This window comes from Streptomyces sp. NPDC051963 (assembly GCF_044593495.1).
Lineage (GTDB): Bacteria > Actinomycetota > Actinomycetes > Streptomycetales > Streptomycetaceae > Streptomyces.
This window is the reverse complement of record NZ_JBIUCC010000017.1, coordinates 13,956-28,720: the sequence shown is the minus strand read 5'-3', so window position 1 is coordinate 28,720 and position 14,765 is coordinate 13,956. Positions and strand designations below refer to the sequence as shown.

At 69.2% G+C, this 14,765-nt stretch carries 15 protein-coding genes; 11 read left to right on the top strand and 4 right to left on the bottom strand.

What is annotated here, in order from left to right:
* From ACIHFB_RS43900 to ACIHFB_RS43885, 4 genes are read left to right on the top strand one after another with little or no spacing between them, the layout of a single operon-like run.
* Window positions 1-636, top strand: coding sequence for an OmpA family protein (locus ACIHFB_RS43900; RefSeq protein WP_400129784.1), 636 nt, complete (start codon window positions 1-3; stop codon window positions 634-636).
* 55 nt (window positions 637-691) lie between these two features.
* Window positions 692-2,731, top strand: coding sequence for a PrsW family glutamic-type intramembrane protease (locus tag ACIHFB_RS43895; protein ID WP_400129783.1), 2,040 nt, complete (start codon window positions 692-694; stop codon window positions 2,729-2,731).
* The gene (locus ACIHFB_RS43890) at window positions 2,728-3,111 is read left to right on the top strand and encodes a hypothetical protein (RefSeq protein ID WP_365284227.1); all 384 of its coding nucleotides are present in this window, start codon (window positions 2,728-2,730) and stop codon (window positions 3,109-3,111) included. The genes ACIHFB_RS43895 and ACIHFB_RS43890 overlap by 4 nt, the downstream gene beginning before the upstream one ends.
* Entirely contained in the window at window positions 3,057-3,245 is a 189-nt protein-coding gene (locus ACIHFB_RS43885; RefSeq protein ID WP_365284229.1) for a cytochrome P450, read from the top strand. The genes ACIHFB_RS43890 and ACIHFB_RS43885 overlap by 55 nt, the downstream gene beginning before the upstream one ends.
* A gap of 155 nt (window positions 3,246-3,400) precedes the next feature.
* Here the strand turns inward: ACIHFB_RS43885 and ACIHFB_RS43880 are convergent, their stop codons facing one another.
* Window positions 3,401-3,775, bottom strand: a complete 375-nt coding sequence (locus tag ACIHFB_RS43880; RefSeq protein ID WP_400129782.1) for a DUF192 domain-containing protein — start codon at window positions 3,773-3,775, stop codon at window positions 3,401-3,403.
* A gap of 78 nt (window positions 3,776-3,853) precedes the next feature.
* Here ACIHFB_RS43880 and ACIHFB_RS43875 point away from each other — a divergent pair, with 78 nt between their 5' ends.
* Window positions 3,854-4,732, top strand: a complete 879-nt coding sequence (locus ACIHFB_RS43875) for an LLM class flavin-dependent oxidoreductase (RefSeq protein ID WP_400129781.1) — start codon at window positions 3,854-3,856, stop codon at window positions 4,730-4,732.
* Window positions 4,729-5,535: a class I SAM-dependent methyltransferase gene (locus tag ACIHFB_RS43870; protein ID WP_400129780.1), complete on the top strand. Its 807-nt coding sequence runs from the start codon at window positions 4,729-4,731 to the stop codon at window positions 5,533-5,535. Before ACIHFB_RS43875 ends, ACIHFB_RS43870 begins: the two co-directional genes overlap by 4 nt.
* A 4-nt stretch (window positions 5,536-5,539) precedes the next feature.
* Here the strand turns inward: ACIHFB_RS43870 and ACIHFB_RS43865 are convergent, their stop codons facing one another.
* A complete protein-coding gene (locus ACIHFB_RS43865) occupies window positions 5,540-6,694 on the bottom strand; it encodes a winged helix DNA-binding domain-containing protein (RefSeq protein ID WP_365284239.1) in 1,155 nt (384 codons plus the stop codon).
* Window positions 6,695-7,444: 750 nt separating this feature from the next.
* Here ACIHFB_RS43865 and ACIHFB_RS43860 point away from each other — a divergent pair.
* The 4 genes from ACIHFB_RS43860 to ACIHFB_RS43845 all read left to right on the top strand — a co-directional run bounded on the left by ACIHFB_RS43860 (window position 7,445) and on the right by ACIHFB_RS43845 (window position 12,482).
* A complete protein-coding gene (locus tag ACIHFB_RS43860; RefSeq protein ID WP_400129779.1) occupies window positions 7,445-8,218 on the top strand; it encodes an isoprenyl transferase in 774 nt (257 codons plus the stop codon).
* Window positions 8,219-8,543: 325 nt separating this feature from the next.
* Window positions 8,544-9,869 (top strand): PhoH family protein, encoded by a 1,326-nt coding sequence (locus ACIHFB_RS43855; protein WP_365284243.1) that lies wholly within the window; start codon window positions 8,544-8,546, stop codon window positions 9,867-9,869.
* A 428-nt stretch (window positions 9,870-10,297) separates the two neighbouring features.
* On the top strand, window positions 10,298-10,993 hold the full coding sequence (locus ACIHFB_RS43850; RefSeq protein WP_365284245.1) for a transglycosylase SLT domain-containing protein: 696 nt from the start codon (window positions 10,298-10,300) through the stop codon (window positions 10,991-10,993).
* 139 nt (window positions 10,994-11,132) lie between these two features.
* Window positions 11,133-12,482, top strand: a complete 1,350-nt coding sequence (locus ACIHFB_RS43845) for an AI-2E family transporter (RefSeq protein ID WP_365284247.1) — start codon at window positions 11,133-11,135, stop codon at window positions 12,480-12,482.
* A 63-nt stretch (window positions 12,483-12,545) separates the two neighbouring features.
* Here the strand turns inward: ACIHFB_RS43845 and ACIHFB_RS43840 are convergent, their stop codons facing one another.
* Complete coding sequence (locus ACIHFB_RS43840) at window positions 12,546-13,079, bottom strand: alkyl hydroperoxide reductase (protein WP_365284249.1); 534 nt, start codon at window positions 13,077-13,079, stop codon at window positions 12,546-12,548.
* 5 nt (window positions 13,080-13,084) lie between these two features.
* A complete protein-coding gene (locus ACIHFB_RS43835; protein WP_365284251.1) occupies window positions 13,085-13,639 on the bottom strand; it encodes a peroxiredoxin in 555 nt (184 codons plus the stop codon).
* 133 nt (window positions 13,640-13,772) lie between these two features.
* Here ACIHFB_RS43835 and ACIHFB_RS43830 point away from each other — a divergent pair, with 133 nt between their 5' ends.
* Window positions 13,773-14,720 (top strand): LysR substrate-binding domain-containing protein, encoded by a 948-nt coding sequence (locus ACIHFB_RS43830; RefSeq protein WP_365284253.1) that lies wholly within the window; start codon window positions 13,773-13,775, stop codon window positions 14,718-14,720.
* Window positions 14,721-14,765: the final 45 nt, after the last annotated feature.

The window sequence follows — 14,765 nt, the reverse complement described above, 5'->3', positions numbered from 1 at the left end:
ATGACCCTCACCCCACACCGCGCCGCCACCCTCACCGCAACCACGCTCCTCCTCGCCACAACCATCCTCGCCACCGGAACGACGACGGCCTACGCCGACGAAAGCCCCAGCGTCCCCCCGGGCACGGAGGCAACGGCCTCGGCCCCGGTGGAAGTGGACGGGAACGACCCGGACCTCAAGATCCCCGAGGGTGCAACGCTCGCCGAACCGAAGGTCCTGGACATCAAGCAGGTCGTAGAGGACCAGACGGGCGACGAACGCCGCGAAGACACCAACGCGGACGTGAAGTTCGCGCTCCAGGCGGAGGTCCTGTTCCCCAAGGACAGCGCAAGGCTGAGCGCGGAGGCCAAGTCCCGGATCTCGGCGATCGCCGAGGAGGTCAAGACCCAGAACGCGACGAACATCAGAGTCTTCGGCTTCACGGACAACCTCGGTTCCTCGGCACACGGCGACGTCCTGTCGAAGCAGCGGGCCAACGCCGTACAGGAGGTACTGGAGGGCGAGCTGAACGACGCGAACGTCCGGTACGAGGTCCGCGGCTACGGCGAGCAGTACCCGATCTCATCGAACGCGACGGAGTCCGGCCGCAAGAAGAACCGACGGGTGGAGGTCTCTTTCCCGCGCTCCGAGAGCTGACGGTGACCACGCAGGGGAATCCGCGGACACGCGTCGCAGGATGCGGGGGACGGGCATGACCGTGCTCATGGTGGCGGCGGCCGTCTACGGCGTCCTCCAGGTGTTCGTGCTGTCGTGGCCCGCGCGCTCGGTACGGCTCTCGACGGTACTGCTGGCGCTCCTGGCAGGGGTGTACGCCTGCGGAACGGCCGCGGCGCTGCTGGAGCTGACGTACACGCGGATGATCGCGGCGAGTACGGGCGAGTCGCTGATCAGGGTCGTGAACACCACCGCCTACACCACCGCCCCTTGGGTGGAGGAGCTGGTGAAGGTGTCCCCCCTTCTGCTGGCCGGGCTATATGCCAAGGTGCGCCGCCAATGGGGTCTGACCGACTTCACCGTCCTGGGAGCCGCACTCGGCGCCGGTTTCGGTCTGCTGGAGGCTCTGCTGCGCTACTCCCTGGACGCGGACCGGGCGCTCGCCCGCCATGGCGGCTGGCTGGTCCCCGACAGCCTCTCGCCGCCGTACGTCCCGGGCCCGGGCCAGGTCTTCACGACCTGGCTGCCGTCCCCGGCCGCCGCTCTGGACCTCGCCCCGGGCGGGGGCGTCACGATCGCAACCTTCACCCATCTTGCATGGACGGCCTTGGCAGGCCTGGGAGTTGGCGTCCTGTGGCGGGCGCGGGCCTGGTGGAAACCGCTGGCGCTGATCCCCTTCGGGGTGGCGACAGCGCACCACACACTCAACAACTACGCAGGCACAAACCCGGGCAGCGGTACCCGAGACTGGCTGCAAACCATGGACGCCGGCCTGTGGGCCGCACCCGTGGTCGCCCTGCTGCTGGCAATGGCGTTCGACACGACGGTCCTGCACCGCGCCAAACGCCGACTCCCCGACACGCTGTTGTCGACGGAGAGAAGGGACGGCGACACCGCCGCCGCACTGATCCGCTACGCGGCCTGGCGCGTCCCCTGGACCCCGCTGATAGCCCTGCGCTTCATCCACCTGCGTCGAGCCCTCTGCTATGCCACCTCCGGGACGACGCCCCAGAGTTTGGAGCCCTTACGCAGCACGGTCGCCGCCATGGCCACCGGAATCGACGCGACGGACAACGCGCGGGCGTGGCGGACGCCGAACTTACGAGCCCGGATCAGAGCATTCCGCGCGGCCGAGGGACGGAGGCACCGCACCCGCCGCCTCCTCATCCTCCAGATCCTCATCCCCTGCGTCCTCGTCCTCCCGTCCGTCCTCTTCCTCGGCGTCGGCTCCTTCAAGCGCACGGCCGGCCTCCAGGACTACTTCACCACCGGCATCGGCCCGACGATCCTGCTGGTCTTCGCGGTGGCGGCGCTGGCCTGGATCGGCTGGCAGTCGACGTACCTGCTGCGCACTTGGCGTCGGACGACTCTGCACCCGATCGGCGAAGAACTCGCCGCCCACCGGCTTCGTGCGGCCTCGTCACTGACCGCCCTGACGGTCGGCGCGCTCCTGCTCTGGCGAACGGCCGAATCGTCCGACCCCAGCGCCCCGGCAATCCCCACCACCCACCTCCTCGAAGCCCTCGACAACTTCCTCACCTACCTGGGCTTCGCCCTACTCCTCCTCTCCCTGCTGGCCCTCTTCCCACCGGGGGCGGGACTGGCGTTGGCGGGAGGTGGTGCGGTCGGCGGACTCAGCGTGGAGGCCGCGCTTGTGGCCACGCGCCTCGGAGTTGCCGGACTCGTCCTCATGGCGGCCGGAGCGGGGAGCGGGGGTACAGGAGGAGGAGGGAGCGGCGGCGGATCTGGGCAAGGCGCAGGCACTCCACCCGCAAAGCAGCCGTCGGCGCCGTCAACTGACGCGATAGGCGGGCATCGGAAGGCGTCCGACATCGCAAAATGGGCGCGTGAGCAGGGGTGGACCGAGACACAGACCCAGAACGGTCCGCCCAAGTTCATCGACGAGAACGGGATCATCCGTGTCACCCTGAAACAGGGAAGCAGCCGAGCTCCTGGAAGCGGGACGCCGCACGTGGAAATACGAAACGCCCAGGGTGAACGTATCGACCCGAATGGGAACGTCGTCACAAGAAAGAGCCCTGGAAACCACACGTCTATAGTCTGGGACCTTCCGTGAGTACCGAAAGAACCAACTACTCGCAGCTGAGCGGATTCGAGAACGTCTACCTCGAGGACAGCTTCGTACTGGACGTCAAAGCCACTCCGGGCCGGGTGACCTTCGACCTCGACCTGGTCCTCACACCTGGCCACCCTGCCTACCGCTCACCGAATCCAGGCGAACAGAACTGCTACGTCCGAGCCACGGTCGAGTTCCCCGAGGTGCGGCACCTGGTATGGGCGGGGCAGGGAGCGCCTCCGGCGACAGACGCCTCGGGTGACAAGGACTACGGAGCGATTGACTCACTCCTCTGGAACGGCGATGCCTTTCACCTGGAGGGTGATTGGGGCGAAATCCAGGTTGCGTCCGCTCTGCCGGTCATCCGTCTGCTCGACTGAAGGCGTCGGCATCCTGGATCCTGTACGAACTCGCCCGCAACCCGGAGGTCGACGAGCGCCTCCAGTCGGAACGCACCGACGTCCTGGGCGACCGCCCGCCACCTTCGACGACCTGCCCCGTCTGCCCTACCTGAGCCGCGTCGTCATCCCGGCCGACACCGAACCGGCCACCGCGATCGCGACGATCACCCGCGAGGTCCGCCTCGAACTGTCCCCGGGCCAGACGGTACGACCCGTCGCCCGAGCGAGCCGGGGCGGCGGCGGAGCGTCAGCAACACCCACGCCCGGGTTAGCCCACGCCCTCGATCCCCACCCGAACCCCCACCCCCAACCCCCACCCCGTCATGACCCCCGCCTCCGCCTCCACCACATGCCGGGCCCGAAGCCGAGGCATCCCGAGCCGTCCGGGCTTCATGGTCGTCACGGCGATGACGTCGAGGTTGCGGTCGAGGTAGGCGACGTCGATGGGGATCCGCATCCGAAAGGTGTGCACGCTGTTGGCGGGGGAGAGCAGGATCGCCCCGTCGACGGCGTCCCGCCCCAACAGCCCTTTGGTCCGCGCGCGGTACGAGGTGGCGATCTCCAGGGGAACCGAGACGACATCCCCACCGCCACTCCCGTACACCGCCAGCCTTCCCGGTCCATCCCGCCAACGACGCCGCATTCCAGCAGCGTGACACAAGGCTGTCGACTCGCGGAAAAGACGTTGTCCGTTGTGGCCCGGCCCGGGTAGGAAGGCCGTATGACGACTGGACTCGGTGCCGTGTTCCGCCCTCAGCTGCCGCCCGAGAGGCTGCGTGAGATCGTCCGGCTCGCGGACGGGACGGGACTCGAAGAGCTCTGGCTGTGGGAGGACTGCTTCCGGGAGGGCGGGATTTCGACCGCGGCCGCCGCACTCGCCTGGACCGAGCGGGTGAACGTGGGGGTCGGGTTGCTGCCGGTGCCCTTGCGGAACGTGGCCATCACCGCGATGGAGGTCGCCTCGCTGCATCGGATGTTCCCCGGGCGCGCGATCGTGGGCGTCGGGCATGGGGTGCAGGACTGGATGGGGCAGGTGGGGGCCCGGGTCGAGTCGCCGGTGACCCTGCTGCGTGAGCATCTTCTCGCCCTGCGCACCCTGCTGCGCGGCGAGCGGCTCACGACCGACGGGCGGTACGTCAAGCTCGACGACGTCGCGCTCGACTGGCCCCCTGCCGATCCCGCGCCACCCGTCCTCGCCGGCGCCACCGGGCCCCGCTCGCTGCGGCTGGCCGGTGAGGCCGCCGACGGGACCATCCTCACCGCGAGCACCCCGCCCGAGGGTGTCCGGCGTGCCCGGCAACTCATCGACGAGGGGCGGGAGTCGGCCGGTCGTACCGAGCCGCACAAGGTCGTCGTCTATCTCCTTGCCGCCACCGGGCCCGACGCCTCCGCACGGCTCCGTGCCGAACTCGCCGCCGAAGGCGTCGCATCCGTGCCGGACCTGGGCGTCGCCGGGGACGCCGGGGCCGTCGCCAAGGCCGTCCAGCGACTCGCCGACGCCGGCGCGGACACGGTCGTCCTTCAGCCGACCGGCGACGAGCCCGACCCCGAGGGGTTCGTGCGGTTCGCGGCGGAAGAGGTAAGGCCGCTGGTCCCGTGAGCCCGGCCCCCGCCGACCACCACCGCCGCACCTACGAAGACCTCGTCGAAGAAGCCGTCTCCCACCCCACCGACGGCTGGGACTTCTCCTGGTTCGAGGGGCGCGCCACGGAGGCGCGGCCCTCGTGGGGCTACGCGGAGTCCATGGCCGTACGACTCCCCGGTGCGGCCGCCGTCCTCGACGTCCAGACCGGTGGGGGAGAGGTCCTCGACTTCGCGCTCCGCGCCGGCTCCGCCGCACCCCTCCTCACCGTCGCCACCGAAGGCTGGCCGCCGAACGTCGCCAGGGCCACCGCCCTTCTGCGACCCCACGGCGTCGCCGTCGTCGCCGTGCCCGAGGACGCCCCGCTTCCCTTCGCGGACGCGGCCTTCGACCTCGTCGTCAGCCGGCACCCCGTACGCCCCGACTGGCCGGAGATCGCCCGCGTCCTCCGCCCGGGCGCCATCTACTTCGCCCAGCACGTGGGCCCCCGCAGCGTCTTCGAACTCGTCGAGTACTTCCTCGGGCCGTTGCCCGAAGAACAGAGCAGCGCCCGTCACCCCGACCACGAGTGCGCCGACGCCCGGGCGGCCGGGCTCGAAGTCGTCGACGTACGCGCGGAGCGGCTGCGTATGGAGTTCTACGACATCGGCGCCGTCGTCCATTTCCTGCGCAAGGTGATCTGGATGGTCCCGGGCTTCACCGTCGAGGCGTACGAACCCCGACTGCGCGCCCTCCACGCGCAGATCGAGTCCGAGGGCCCCTTCGTCGCCCACAGCGCTCGCCACCTCTTCGAGTTGCGCAAGCCGGATCGGCCACGGTGACCGACTACGCGTGCGGTCCCGCCGTCACCTTCCCGACCACCAACTCCGGCCGGGCCTCGAGGACTTCCCCCACCCGCTCCACCTGAAGCCCCAACTCCCGCTCCTGCCGCGGAGTCAGACGCCCCAGCAGCTCCACCGTGACCGTCGTACGGCGTCCCTGGCGCCGTTGATGCCACACGCCCGCCACCACGCCGTCGACGAGCACCACGGGGTAGTTGCCCGCCTGGCCGCCGGCCAGCGCCCTCTCGTAGGCCGCACCCGGGAACAGGCGCTCGCGCGGCTGCGCTGCGATGCCGTACGCGTCGAAGTACGGCAGCAGCCGTACGCCCTTCGCCCGGCCGCCGTCCGGGAAGTCCGTGTCACCCGCCGCCACCCATGCGGGCGTGCCCTCGAAGTCCACCTTCTCGATCTCCCCCGCCTCGGCGAGCCTGCCGAACACCTCGCCGGCCCAAGTCGGTCCGGCTGCAAGCCATTTGGCGAAGTTCTGCGGTGTCGCGGGACCGTAGGCGCGCAGATAGCGCTGTACGAGCAGCTCCAGCGCCCGGTCCGGCGGCAGTGGGTCGAAGGCCGGCGGGCGGGTGTACGTCACCTTGCGGCCGCGGTTCGGGCCGAAGCACATCGCGCCCGACTGGCCGGCCCGGTGCATCACCTGGCGCCAGCGCGGCCACATGTCCTGGAACGCGGGCATCACCCGGTCCCCGGCCCAGGGACCCGTGCGCGCCACGACCTCCTCGCTGAGCTCGTCCACCGTCAGGCATACGCCGTCCAGGGCCTCGCCGATCGCCGCCACGACCTGCGCCGCCTGCTCCTGGGTCATCCGGGCGCCGGGCGCGAAGGGGCTCGGGCCCGTCGGGACCGCCGTCAGCGCGGCGCACCAGAGCGGGAGTTCATGGGCCGGGAGCAGATGCACCGTGCCGCGCGGGCCGTGTGTCTTCACCAGTGAGCGGTCTTCCCAGAGCGCGGCACGTACGTCGGCCCGTGTCACGCCGACCGTCCGCACCCCCACCGACACCTCCGCCGCGGACAGCACCTGCGCATGCGCGCCGAGCATGGCGGAGACCACCGAGGCCACGTCCCCACCCGCTTCCGCAGGGTTGGCCAGGAATTGCCGCTCCAGCCGGCGTGCGCTCGCCTCGTCCCAACTGATCCTCAAGGTCATGCGACGACGCTAGGACGGAAGTAGGCCGGAAGCTGTCCTCTCTATGTCCTGCATGCCGGAGGACACATCGAGACCAAGTGTGTGCAAATCGGGCTATTGGCTCCTTGGTGAAGGTTTACCCTTCGTATCCACGGGCTGTGCACAGTTTCCACATTGTTATCGCAGGTGGCTCGCATCCGACCTGTGCGTCACGTAAGTTCAGACCAAGGTAATTCGCGTCAGCAAAGCTACGCGGGGTGGCGCCGCGCGGTGGAGGGGGCTGCGCGGTGCCGCGTACACCCGTTGACGTCGTATGCGCCCTCTCGGCGAGGCCCGGCCGGGAGCCTCCGTGCCGTCAAGTGGACGTTCGCTGACGGGGTCACCCACCCGGGGGACCCGCGGACGACCCGCCGAGCCGCCACCGGGTACGGCGAAACCTCCGCATCCCCCTGAATCCCGCCCGACCACCCTGGGAATCCGCTGTGTTCCGGCCATGAGCCCGCCCAGAACGGGGCCATTTGCGGCCACCGTGCCGTCGTCGGGCGACTCCGGAGAGTAGTTGTGGCACGCCGATGCGCGCAGCATCACTTACAAAGGGTTATGGTGGAAGCCCCCCCTCGGGCCGGTCCGTATCCCCCCCACGGACCGGCCCGTTTTTTGTGCGCGGACGGGCGTCTCGTAGGCAGGGCCCACCCGGAATACGGCCCCGAGGCCCACGGCGGTACCCTCAACCGGCGGGGACCGCATCCGCACGGAGGGGCTGACATTCACGTGAACCTGCGCGACAAGCTGCGCAGCCTGCTCGTCAGGCTGTACGCACACCGGGTGGAAGGCCACCTGGACCACGCTCAGGTGCCCAAGCACATCGGCGTCATCATGGATGGCAACCGGCGCTGGGCGAAGGCGGCGGGTTCCACCACCGTGCACGGTCACCGGGCCGGCGCCGAGAAGATCGAGGAGTTCCTCGGCTGGTGCAGCGAGACGGATGTCGAGGTCGTCACCCTCTGGCTGCTGTCGACGGACAACTTCGACCGGCCGCAGGACGAACTCGTTCCGCTCCTCGGCATCATCGAGGACGTCGTCCGCACCCTCGCCGCCGACGGGCGCTGGCGCGTCCACCACGTGGGCACGCCTGATCTGCTGCCGCAGCAGATGCAGACCACCCTCAAGGAAGCCGAAGAGGCCACGGCGGGCATCAAGGGCATAGTCGTCAACGTCGCCATCGGCTACGGCGGCCGCCAGGAGATCGCCGACGCCGTGCGCTCGATGCTCCTCGACGCCTCCGACAAGGGCACCTCGCTCGAGGAGCTAGCCGACGCCGTCGACGTCGAGACCATCGGCCGGCACCTCTACACCGGTGCCCAGCCCGACCCGGACCTCGTCATCCGCACCAGCGGCGAGCAGCGGCTGTCCGGATTCATGCTCTGGCAGACGGCCCACTCCGAGTACTACTTCTGTGAGGTCTTCTGGCCGGCCTTCCGCAAGGTCGACTTCCTGCGCGCCATGCGTGACTACGCGGCGCGTCACCGCCGTTACGGAGGCTGATCCGGCGTACCTCCGGGCGGGGAGGGTCACCGTCTCTGAGGCGGAAGTAACAAAGAGTTCACCAGGGCGCCGTCATTCGGCGTGGCATGGCATCGCACGTTCGAGGGCATAAGCCAGACAGGTCGACACCCGAACCACGGGTGTCGGATCTCAGCGGACGGCACGGGGCCGTCCGCCCGGGAGGCCCTTTGCACCAGCCCGATCGTGCGTTCACCGCACGGACGAAGCAGCGGAGGGCCGGTTCTCGGCCCGTGCATCGCGGCCGTCGACCGGTCCAGCTCCTCTCCGTCGCTCCCCGACCTCTTCCGAGGGGGTACGTCCTTCCGTGGTGACCAGCACAAAGCGCCACAAGCCCGACCGGCGCACTTATGTTCTCGACACCAGCGTCCTGCTGGCCGACCCGAACGCCCTGAGCCGCTTCGACGAGCACGAGGTCGTGCTGCCGATCGTCGTGGTGACGGAGTTGGAGGCCAAACGGCACCATCCCGAACTCGGGTACTTCGCCCGGCAGGCCCTGCGCCTGCTGGACGACTTCCGGGTCCGGCACGGTCGCCTGGATGCCCCCATCCCGATCGGGGACCTCGGCGGGCACGTCCGTGTCGAGCTCAACCACTCGGACCCCAGCGTTCTGCCGACCGGCTACCGCCTGGGGGACAACGACTCCCGCATCCTCGCGGTCGCCCGCAATCTGCAGGCCGAGGGGTTCGACGTCACCGTTGTGTCGAAGGACCTTCCGCTCAGGATCAAGGCGTCCTCGGTCGGTCTTCTCGCCGAGGAGTACCGCGCCGAGCTCGCCATCACGGACTCCTCCGGCTGGACCGGAATGTCCGAACTGGTCCTGCCGGGCGAGCAGGTGGACATCCTCTTCGAGGAGGGGACGGTCTACGTCCCCGAGGCGTCCGGCCTTCCGGTCCACACCGGGCTCACCATCCAGTCCGAGCGCGGCAAGGCGCTGGGACGGATGACGCCCGAGGGCAACGTCCGGCTGGTCCGCGGGGATCGCGAGGCGTTCGGCATCAAGGGCAGGAGCGCGGAGCAGCGCATCGCGCTGGATCTGCTCCTCGACCCGGACGTCGGGATCGTCTCGATGGGCGGCCGGGCCGGCACCGGAAAGTCGGCACTGGCACTGTGCGCGGGCCTGGAAGCGGTCCTGGAGCGCCGGCAGCACCAGAAGATCATGGTCTTCCGTCCGCTGTACGCGGTGGGCGGGCAGGAACTCGGCTATCTGCCGGGCTCCGAGGCCGAGAAGATGAGCCCCTGGGCCCAGGCGGTCTTCGACACGCTGTCCGCGGTCACCAGCCGCGAGGTCATCGAAGAGGTCACCGCGCGCGGGATGCTCGAGGTCCTGCCCCTCACCCACATCCGCGGACGCTCGCTGCACGACGCGTTCGTCATCGTGGACGAGGCGCAGTCCCTGGAGCGGAACGTACTGCTGACCGTTCTGTCCCGAATTGGCGCCAATTCACGGGTCATTCTGACCCATGACGTGGCCCAGCGGGACAATCTACGGGTCGGCCGGTACGACGGTGTCGTCGCCGTCGTCGAGAAGCTGAAGGGGCATCCGCTGTTCGCGCATGTCACGCTCACGCGGTCCGAGAGGTCCCAGATCGCTGCGCTTGTGACCGAAATGCTCGAAGACGGGGCGATCTGAGAGGTGTCGCATCCGATGCCCAATTAGGGCCGGTTACCTGGTAGTTGGCGCCGTCCAGCAAAGGCCTAGAGCCTAGTTGGGCGGCGCCTTCGCGTGTTGCGATTTCTCGAAATCCGCTGGGTCAAACGGGATGTGAGCTTTCACACGCAACTCAGAATTGCCACCCGGCGTCCGGGTGCGGCAGAGTCTCATTCCTGTCAGGCCCCGCATACGACCCACGTGTACCCCCAGCGGTACGGCACCACCCAGGCATCACCGCCAACTCCATAGCTCCGTCGTATGCCGCCCGAGCACCACGCGGCGCTCCCCTCGCGGGAGTTGCCCATCGGGCCCGAGCCTCCCGTGACCCCGCAGTTGGGAGGCCAGCGTCAGGGGCACGATTGCGTCCGCCAGGGTCACCGAAGCGGGCGATGCTGGAAGGAAACCGTGTGAGCCGGATTTCGGTCCGGGGATTCGCAGTGGCCTCGGCCACCGCGGTCACCGCTGTCGGAAGTGTCGTCGGCGTTGCCTCGGGCAGCACCGCACAGAACAACGACGCCGAAGCGGCGGCAGCCGACCTGACGCTGCTCGCGGACATACCCGCGGGCCAGCAGGCCCAGGTCCAGACCACATCCCTCACTCAGCAGGCCGAAACCCAGGCCATCGCCGCGGACACGACCGCCAAGAAGGACGCCGAGGAGGCAGCCCGCAAGGCCGCCGCCGAGTCCGCGGTCGCGAAGAAGGAAGCCGCCGAGAAGGCGGCGCAGGAGGCCAAGGAGCGCGAAGAGGCGGAAGCGGCGGCCAGCCGCAGTGCCACGCGCGACGCCTCCGACTTCACCCCCCAGAGCTCGTACTCCATCGCGGAGATCCAGTCGATGGCGCAGTCGATGGTGGCGAGCGACCAGTACCAGTGCTTCAGCAACATCGTGGACCACGAGTCCAGCTGGAACTACCAGGCCGTCAACGCCTCCTCCGGTGCCTACGGCCTCTTCCAGGCGCTGCCCGGCTCCAAGATGTCGTCCGCCGGCTCCGACTGGCAGACCAACCCGGCCACGCAGATCAAGTGGGGCCTCAGCTACATGAACGACCGCTACGGCAGCCCGTGCGACGCCTGGTCCTTCTGGCAGGCCAACAACTGGTACTGAGCCGCCGTTCGCTCAACCTTTCCGAGCCCCTCACCGTCCTTCGGTGAGGGGCTTTCGGCTCTCGCCATGTACGGCATGTACGGTCGGACCGGACGACTCCGGGGGAGCGGTGGGGACAGACGGGGGCAAGGGACGGATCATGTCGCGAGTGCCAGGGTGGCTCAGTCGGCTGGGCGCCGGACTGACCGAAATGGGAGAGCGGTTGGACGAGCGCCGCGCCGAGGTGGAGCGGGCGGACACCGAGCCGGTGTCCGCGTCGGTGACCGCCAAGGTGACGGACACATCTCCGGCCCCGGTCCCGCCGCCGCCCGACTACGCCCCGGAGGTCGCGCCCCGTTCCGACCGTCCCGACGCCGCGCTCGCCGTGCCGTGGGGGGTCAGGGTCGCCGCCGAGGCCGGCTGGCGGCTGCTGGTCCTCGCGGGCACGCTGTGGGTGCTGATGCGCATCATCAGCGCCGTCCAGCTCGTGGTGCTGTCGTTCGTGGCCGCGCTGCTGATCACCGCGCTGCTGGAGCCCGTGGTGACGCGGCTGCGGAGGTACGGCGTGCCGCGCGGCATCGCCACCGCGCTCACCGCGATCCTCGGCTTCGTGGTGATGGGGCTGATCGGCTGGTTCGTGACCTGGCAGGTCATGGAGAACATCGACAACCTCTCCGACCAGATCCAGGACGGCATCGACGAGTTGCGCAACTGGCTGCTCAACAGCCCGTTCCACGTCACGGACAAGCAGATCAACGACATCGCCGAGAACCTGCGCGAAGCGGTCGGCGCCAACACCGACGAGATCACCTCCGCGGGCCTCGAGGGCGTGACGGTGATCGTCGAGGCGCTCACCGGCATCCTGCTGGCCGTCTTCTCGACGCTGTTCCTCCTCTACGACGGCAAGCGCATCTGGCAGTGGTCGCTGAAGCTCGTTCCGGCGGCGGCCCGTCCGGGCGTGGCCGGGGCCGGCCCGCGCGCCTGGCGGACGCTCACGGCCTATGTGCGCGGCACGGTGCTGGTGGCCCTGATCGACGCCGTCTTCATCGGTATCGGCATCTATTTCCTGGACGTGCCGATGGCCGTTCCGCTGGCCGTCTTCATCTTCCTGTTCTCCTTCATCCCGCTGGTGGGCGCGGTGGCCTCGGGCGCCCTGGCGGTCGTGGTGGCGCTGGTGACCCAGGGCGTCTTCACCGCGGTGATGACACTGGCGGTCGTGCTCGCGGTCCAGCAGATCGAGGGCCACATCCTCCAGCCGTTCATCCTCGGGCGGGCGGTCCGCGTCCATCCGCTGGCCGTGGTGCTGTCGGTGGCGGCCGGCGGTCTGGTCGCGGGCATCGGCGGTGCGATCGTCGCGGTGCCGCTGGTGGCGGTGACGAACACGGTGGTCAGCTATCTGAAGTCGTACTCCCAGGAGGCGGCGCTGCGGCAGTCCCCGCGGCCGAGGGGTGCCACCGCGATGGATGTGGCGCCGGTGCAGCCCGCGGACGCGCCGCCGCAGCAGTCGTAGAAGCGTAGAAGCAGAAAGGGCCCCGCTCACCGCGGAGGTGAACGGGGCCCGGGATGCGCGGTGTCAGTCGGCGAGCACCGCTTCCGCGTCCAGCGTCACGCCGACCGCCTGGATCACCGAGGCGATCTTGAAGGCCTCCTGGATGACCTCGCGGTCCACACCGGCCTTGCGCAGGACCTGCTCGTGGGAGTCCAGGCACAGGCCGCAGCCGTTGATGGCGGAGACGGCGAAGGACCACAGCTCGAAGTCGACCTTGTCGACACCGGGGTTGCCGATGACGTTCATACGGAGGCCGGCGCGCAGGGTGCCGTACTCGTGGTCGGAGAGCAGATGGCGGGTGCGGTAGAAGACGTTGTTCATCGCCATGACCGCGGCGGCGGACTTGGCCGCCGTGTACGCCTCGGGCGTGAGGTTCGCCTTCGCCTCGGGCGCCAGCTCGCGCAGGACGATGGGGGAGCGGGACGCGATCGCCGTCGCCAGGACCGTGCCCCACAACTGCTGGGCCGGGAGGTCCGAATTGCCGATGACCGAACCCAGGTTGAGCTTCAGGTCCTTGGCGTAGTCCGGTACGGCGGACTTGAGGGAGTCGAGGGACATGTCCGTCACTCTCCGGCCAGCAGGGCGACCGGGTCCAGCGTCTCGTCGCCCTTGCTCCAGTTGCACGGGCAGAGCTCGTCGGTCTGCAGGGCGTCCAGGACCCGCAGGACCTCCTTGGGGTTACGGCCGACGGAGCCGGCGGTCACCATGGTGAACTGGATCTCGTTGTTCTGGTCGACGACGAAGACCGCGCGCTTGGCGAAGCCGTCCTCGCCCTCGATGCCGAGGTCGCGCATCAGCTCGTGCCTGGAGTCGGCCAGCATCGGGAACGGCAGGTCGCGCAGGTCGTCGTGGTCCTTGCGCCAGGCGTGGTGCACGAACTCCGAGTCACCGGAGAAGCCGAGGACCTGCGCGTCGCGGTCGGCGAACTCCTCGTTCAGCTTGCCGAAGGCCGCGATCTCGGTCGGGCACACGAAGGTGAAGTCCTTCGGCCAGGCGAACACGATCTTCCACTTGCCCTCGTAGGTCTTGTGGTTGATCGTCTCGAACTCCTTGCCCTTCTCCAGCGAGACACAGGCGGTCAGTTCGAACTCGGGGAACTTGTCACCGACAGTGAGCACTAACTCTCCTTGCAGCGAGGAAACGCCCATTGTGTGGGCGTTTCCCTCGGGTTGGACGTGATCGATGCTTACACAGGCTGCATTGATTATGGAAATAGCTACACTTGGGCAAGTTGATCGGAGGTAGCTATCAGTGACCGTAAGTAAGAGGAGGCAGCCCAGCCTCGCCCAGCTACGGGCCTTCGTCGCCGTCGCCGACCATCTCCACTTCCGGGATGCCGCCGCCGCGATCGGCATGAGCCAGCCCGCCCTGTCCGGCGCCGTCTCCGCACTGGAGGAGACCCTCGGCGTGACGCTGCTGGAGCGGACGACCCGCAAGGTGCTGCTCTCGCCCGCCGGCGAGCGTCTCGCCGTACGCGCCAAGGCGGTGCTGGAGGAGGTGTCGGCGCTGCTGGAGGAGGCGGAGGCGGTCCGGGCCCCGTTCACCGGGGTGCTGCGCCTCGGGGTCATCCCGACCGTCGCGCCGTACGTCCTGCCGACCGTGCTGCGGCTCATCCACGACCGGTACCCGGACCTCGACCTCCAGGTGCACGAGGAGCAGACCGCGAACCTCATCGACGGCCTCACCGGCGGACGGCTCGACCTGCTGCTGCTCGCCGTGCCCCTCGGGGTGCCGGGAGTCACCGAACTCCCGCTGTTCGACGAGGACTTCGTGCTCGTCACGCCCCTCGATCACGCGCTCGGCGGCCGGGAGGGCATCCCGCGCGAGGTGCTGCGCGAACTCAATCTCCTGCTGCTCGACGAGGGCCACTGTCTGCGCGACCAGGCGCTCGACATCTGCCGGGAGGCCGGGCGTGCGGACGCTCCCGTGACCACGACCGCCGCCGGACTGTCCACCCTCGTCCAACTCGTCGCCGGCGGGCTCGGCGTGACCCTGCTGCCGCGTACCGCCGTCAAGGTCGAGACCACCCGCAGCAACCAACTCCTCACCGGCTACTTCGCCGAACCCGCCCCCACCCGCCGGATCGCCCTAGCGATGCGGACGGGAGCGGCCCGAGGAGCGGAGTACGGGGAGCTGACCGCAGCGCTCCGAGAGGCGCTGCGGCCGCTTCCTGTACGGGTGGTGAGGGACGGCGACTGAGTGGCAGCGCCCCGAAGGGGCGCGGGGCCGTATCAATGTGCGGCT

Excerpts from the sequence above, each read along its gene's own strand:
- ACIHFB_RS43840 (WP_365284249.1), bottom strand. The coding sequence starts at position 13,079 with ATGTCCCTCGACTCCCTCAAGTCCGCCGTACCGGACTACGCCAAGGAC.
- ACIHFB_RS43880 (WP_400129782.1), bottom strand. The coding sequence starts at position 3,775 with ATGCGGCGTCGTTGGCGGGATGGACCGGGAAGGCTGGCGGTGTACGGG.
- ACIHFB_RS43875 (WP_400129781.1), top strand. The coding sequence starts at position 3,854 with ATGACGACTGGACTCGGTGCCGTGTTCCGCCCTCAGCTGCCGCCCGAG.
- ACIHFB_RS43845 (WP_365284247.1), top strand. The coding sequence starts at position 11,133 with ATGTCGCGAGTGCCAGGGTGGCTCAGTCGGCTGGGCGCCGGACTGACC.
- ACIHFB_RS43900 (WP_400129784.1), top strand. The coding sequence starts at position 1 with ATGACCCTCACCCCACACCGCGCCGCCACCCTCACCGCAACCACGCTC.
- ACIHFB_RS43895 (WP_400129783.1), top strand. The coding sequence starts at position 692 with ATGACCGTGCTCATGGTGGCGGCGGCCGTCTACGGCGTCCTCCAGGTG.
- ACIHFB_RS43865 (WP_365284239.1), bottom strand. The coding sequence starts at position 6,694 with ATGACCTTGAGGATCAGTTGGGACGAGGCGAGCGCACGCCGGCTGGAG.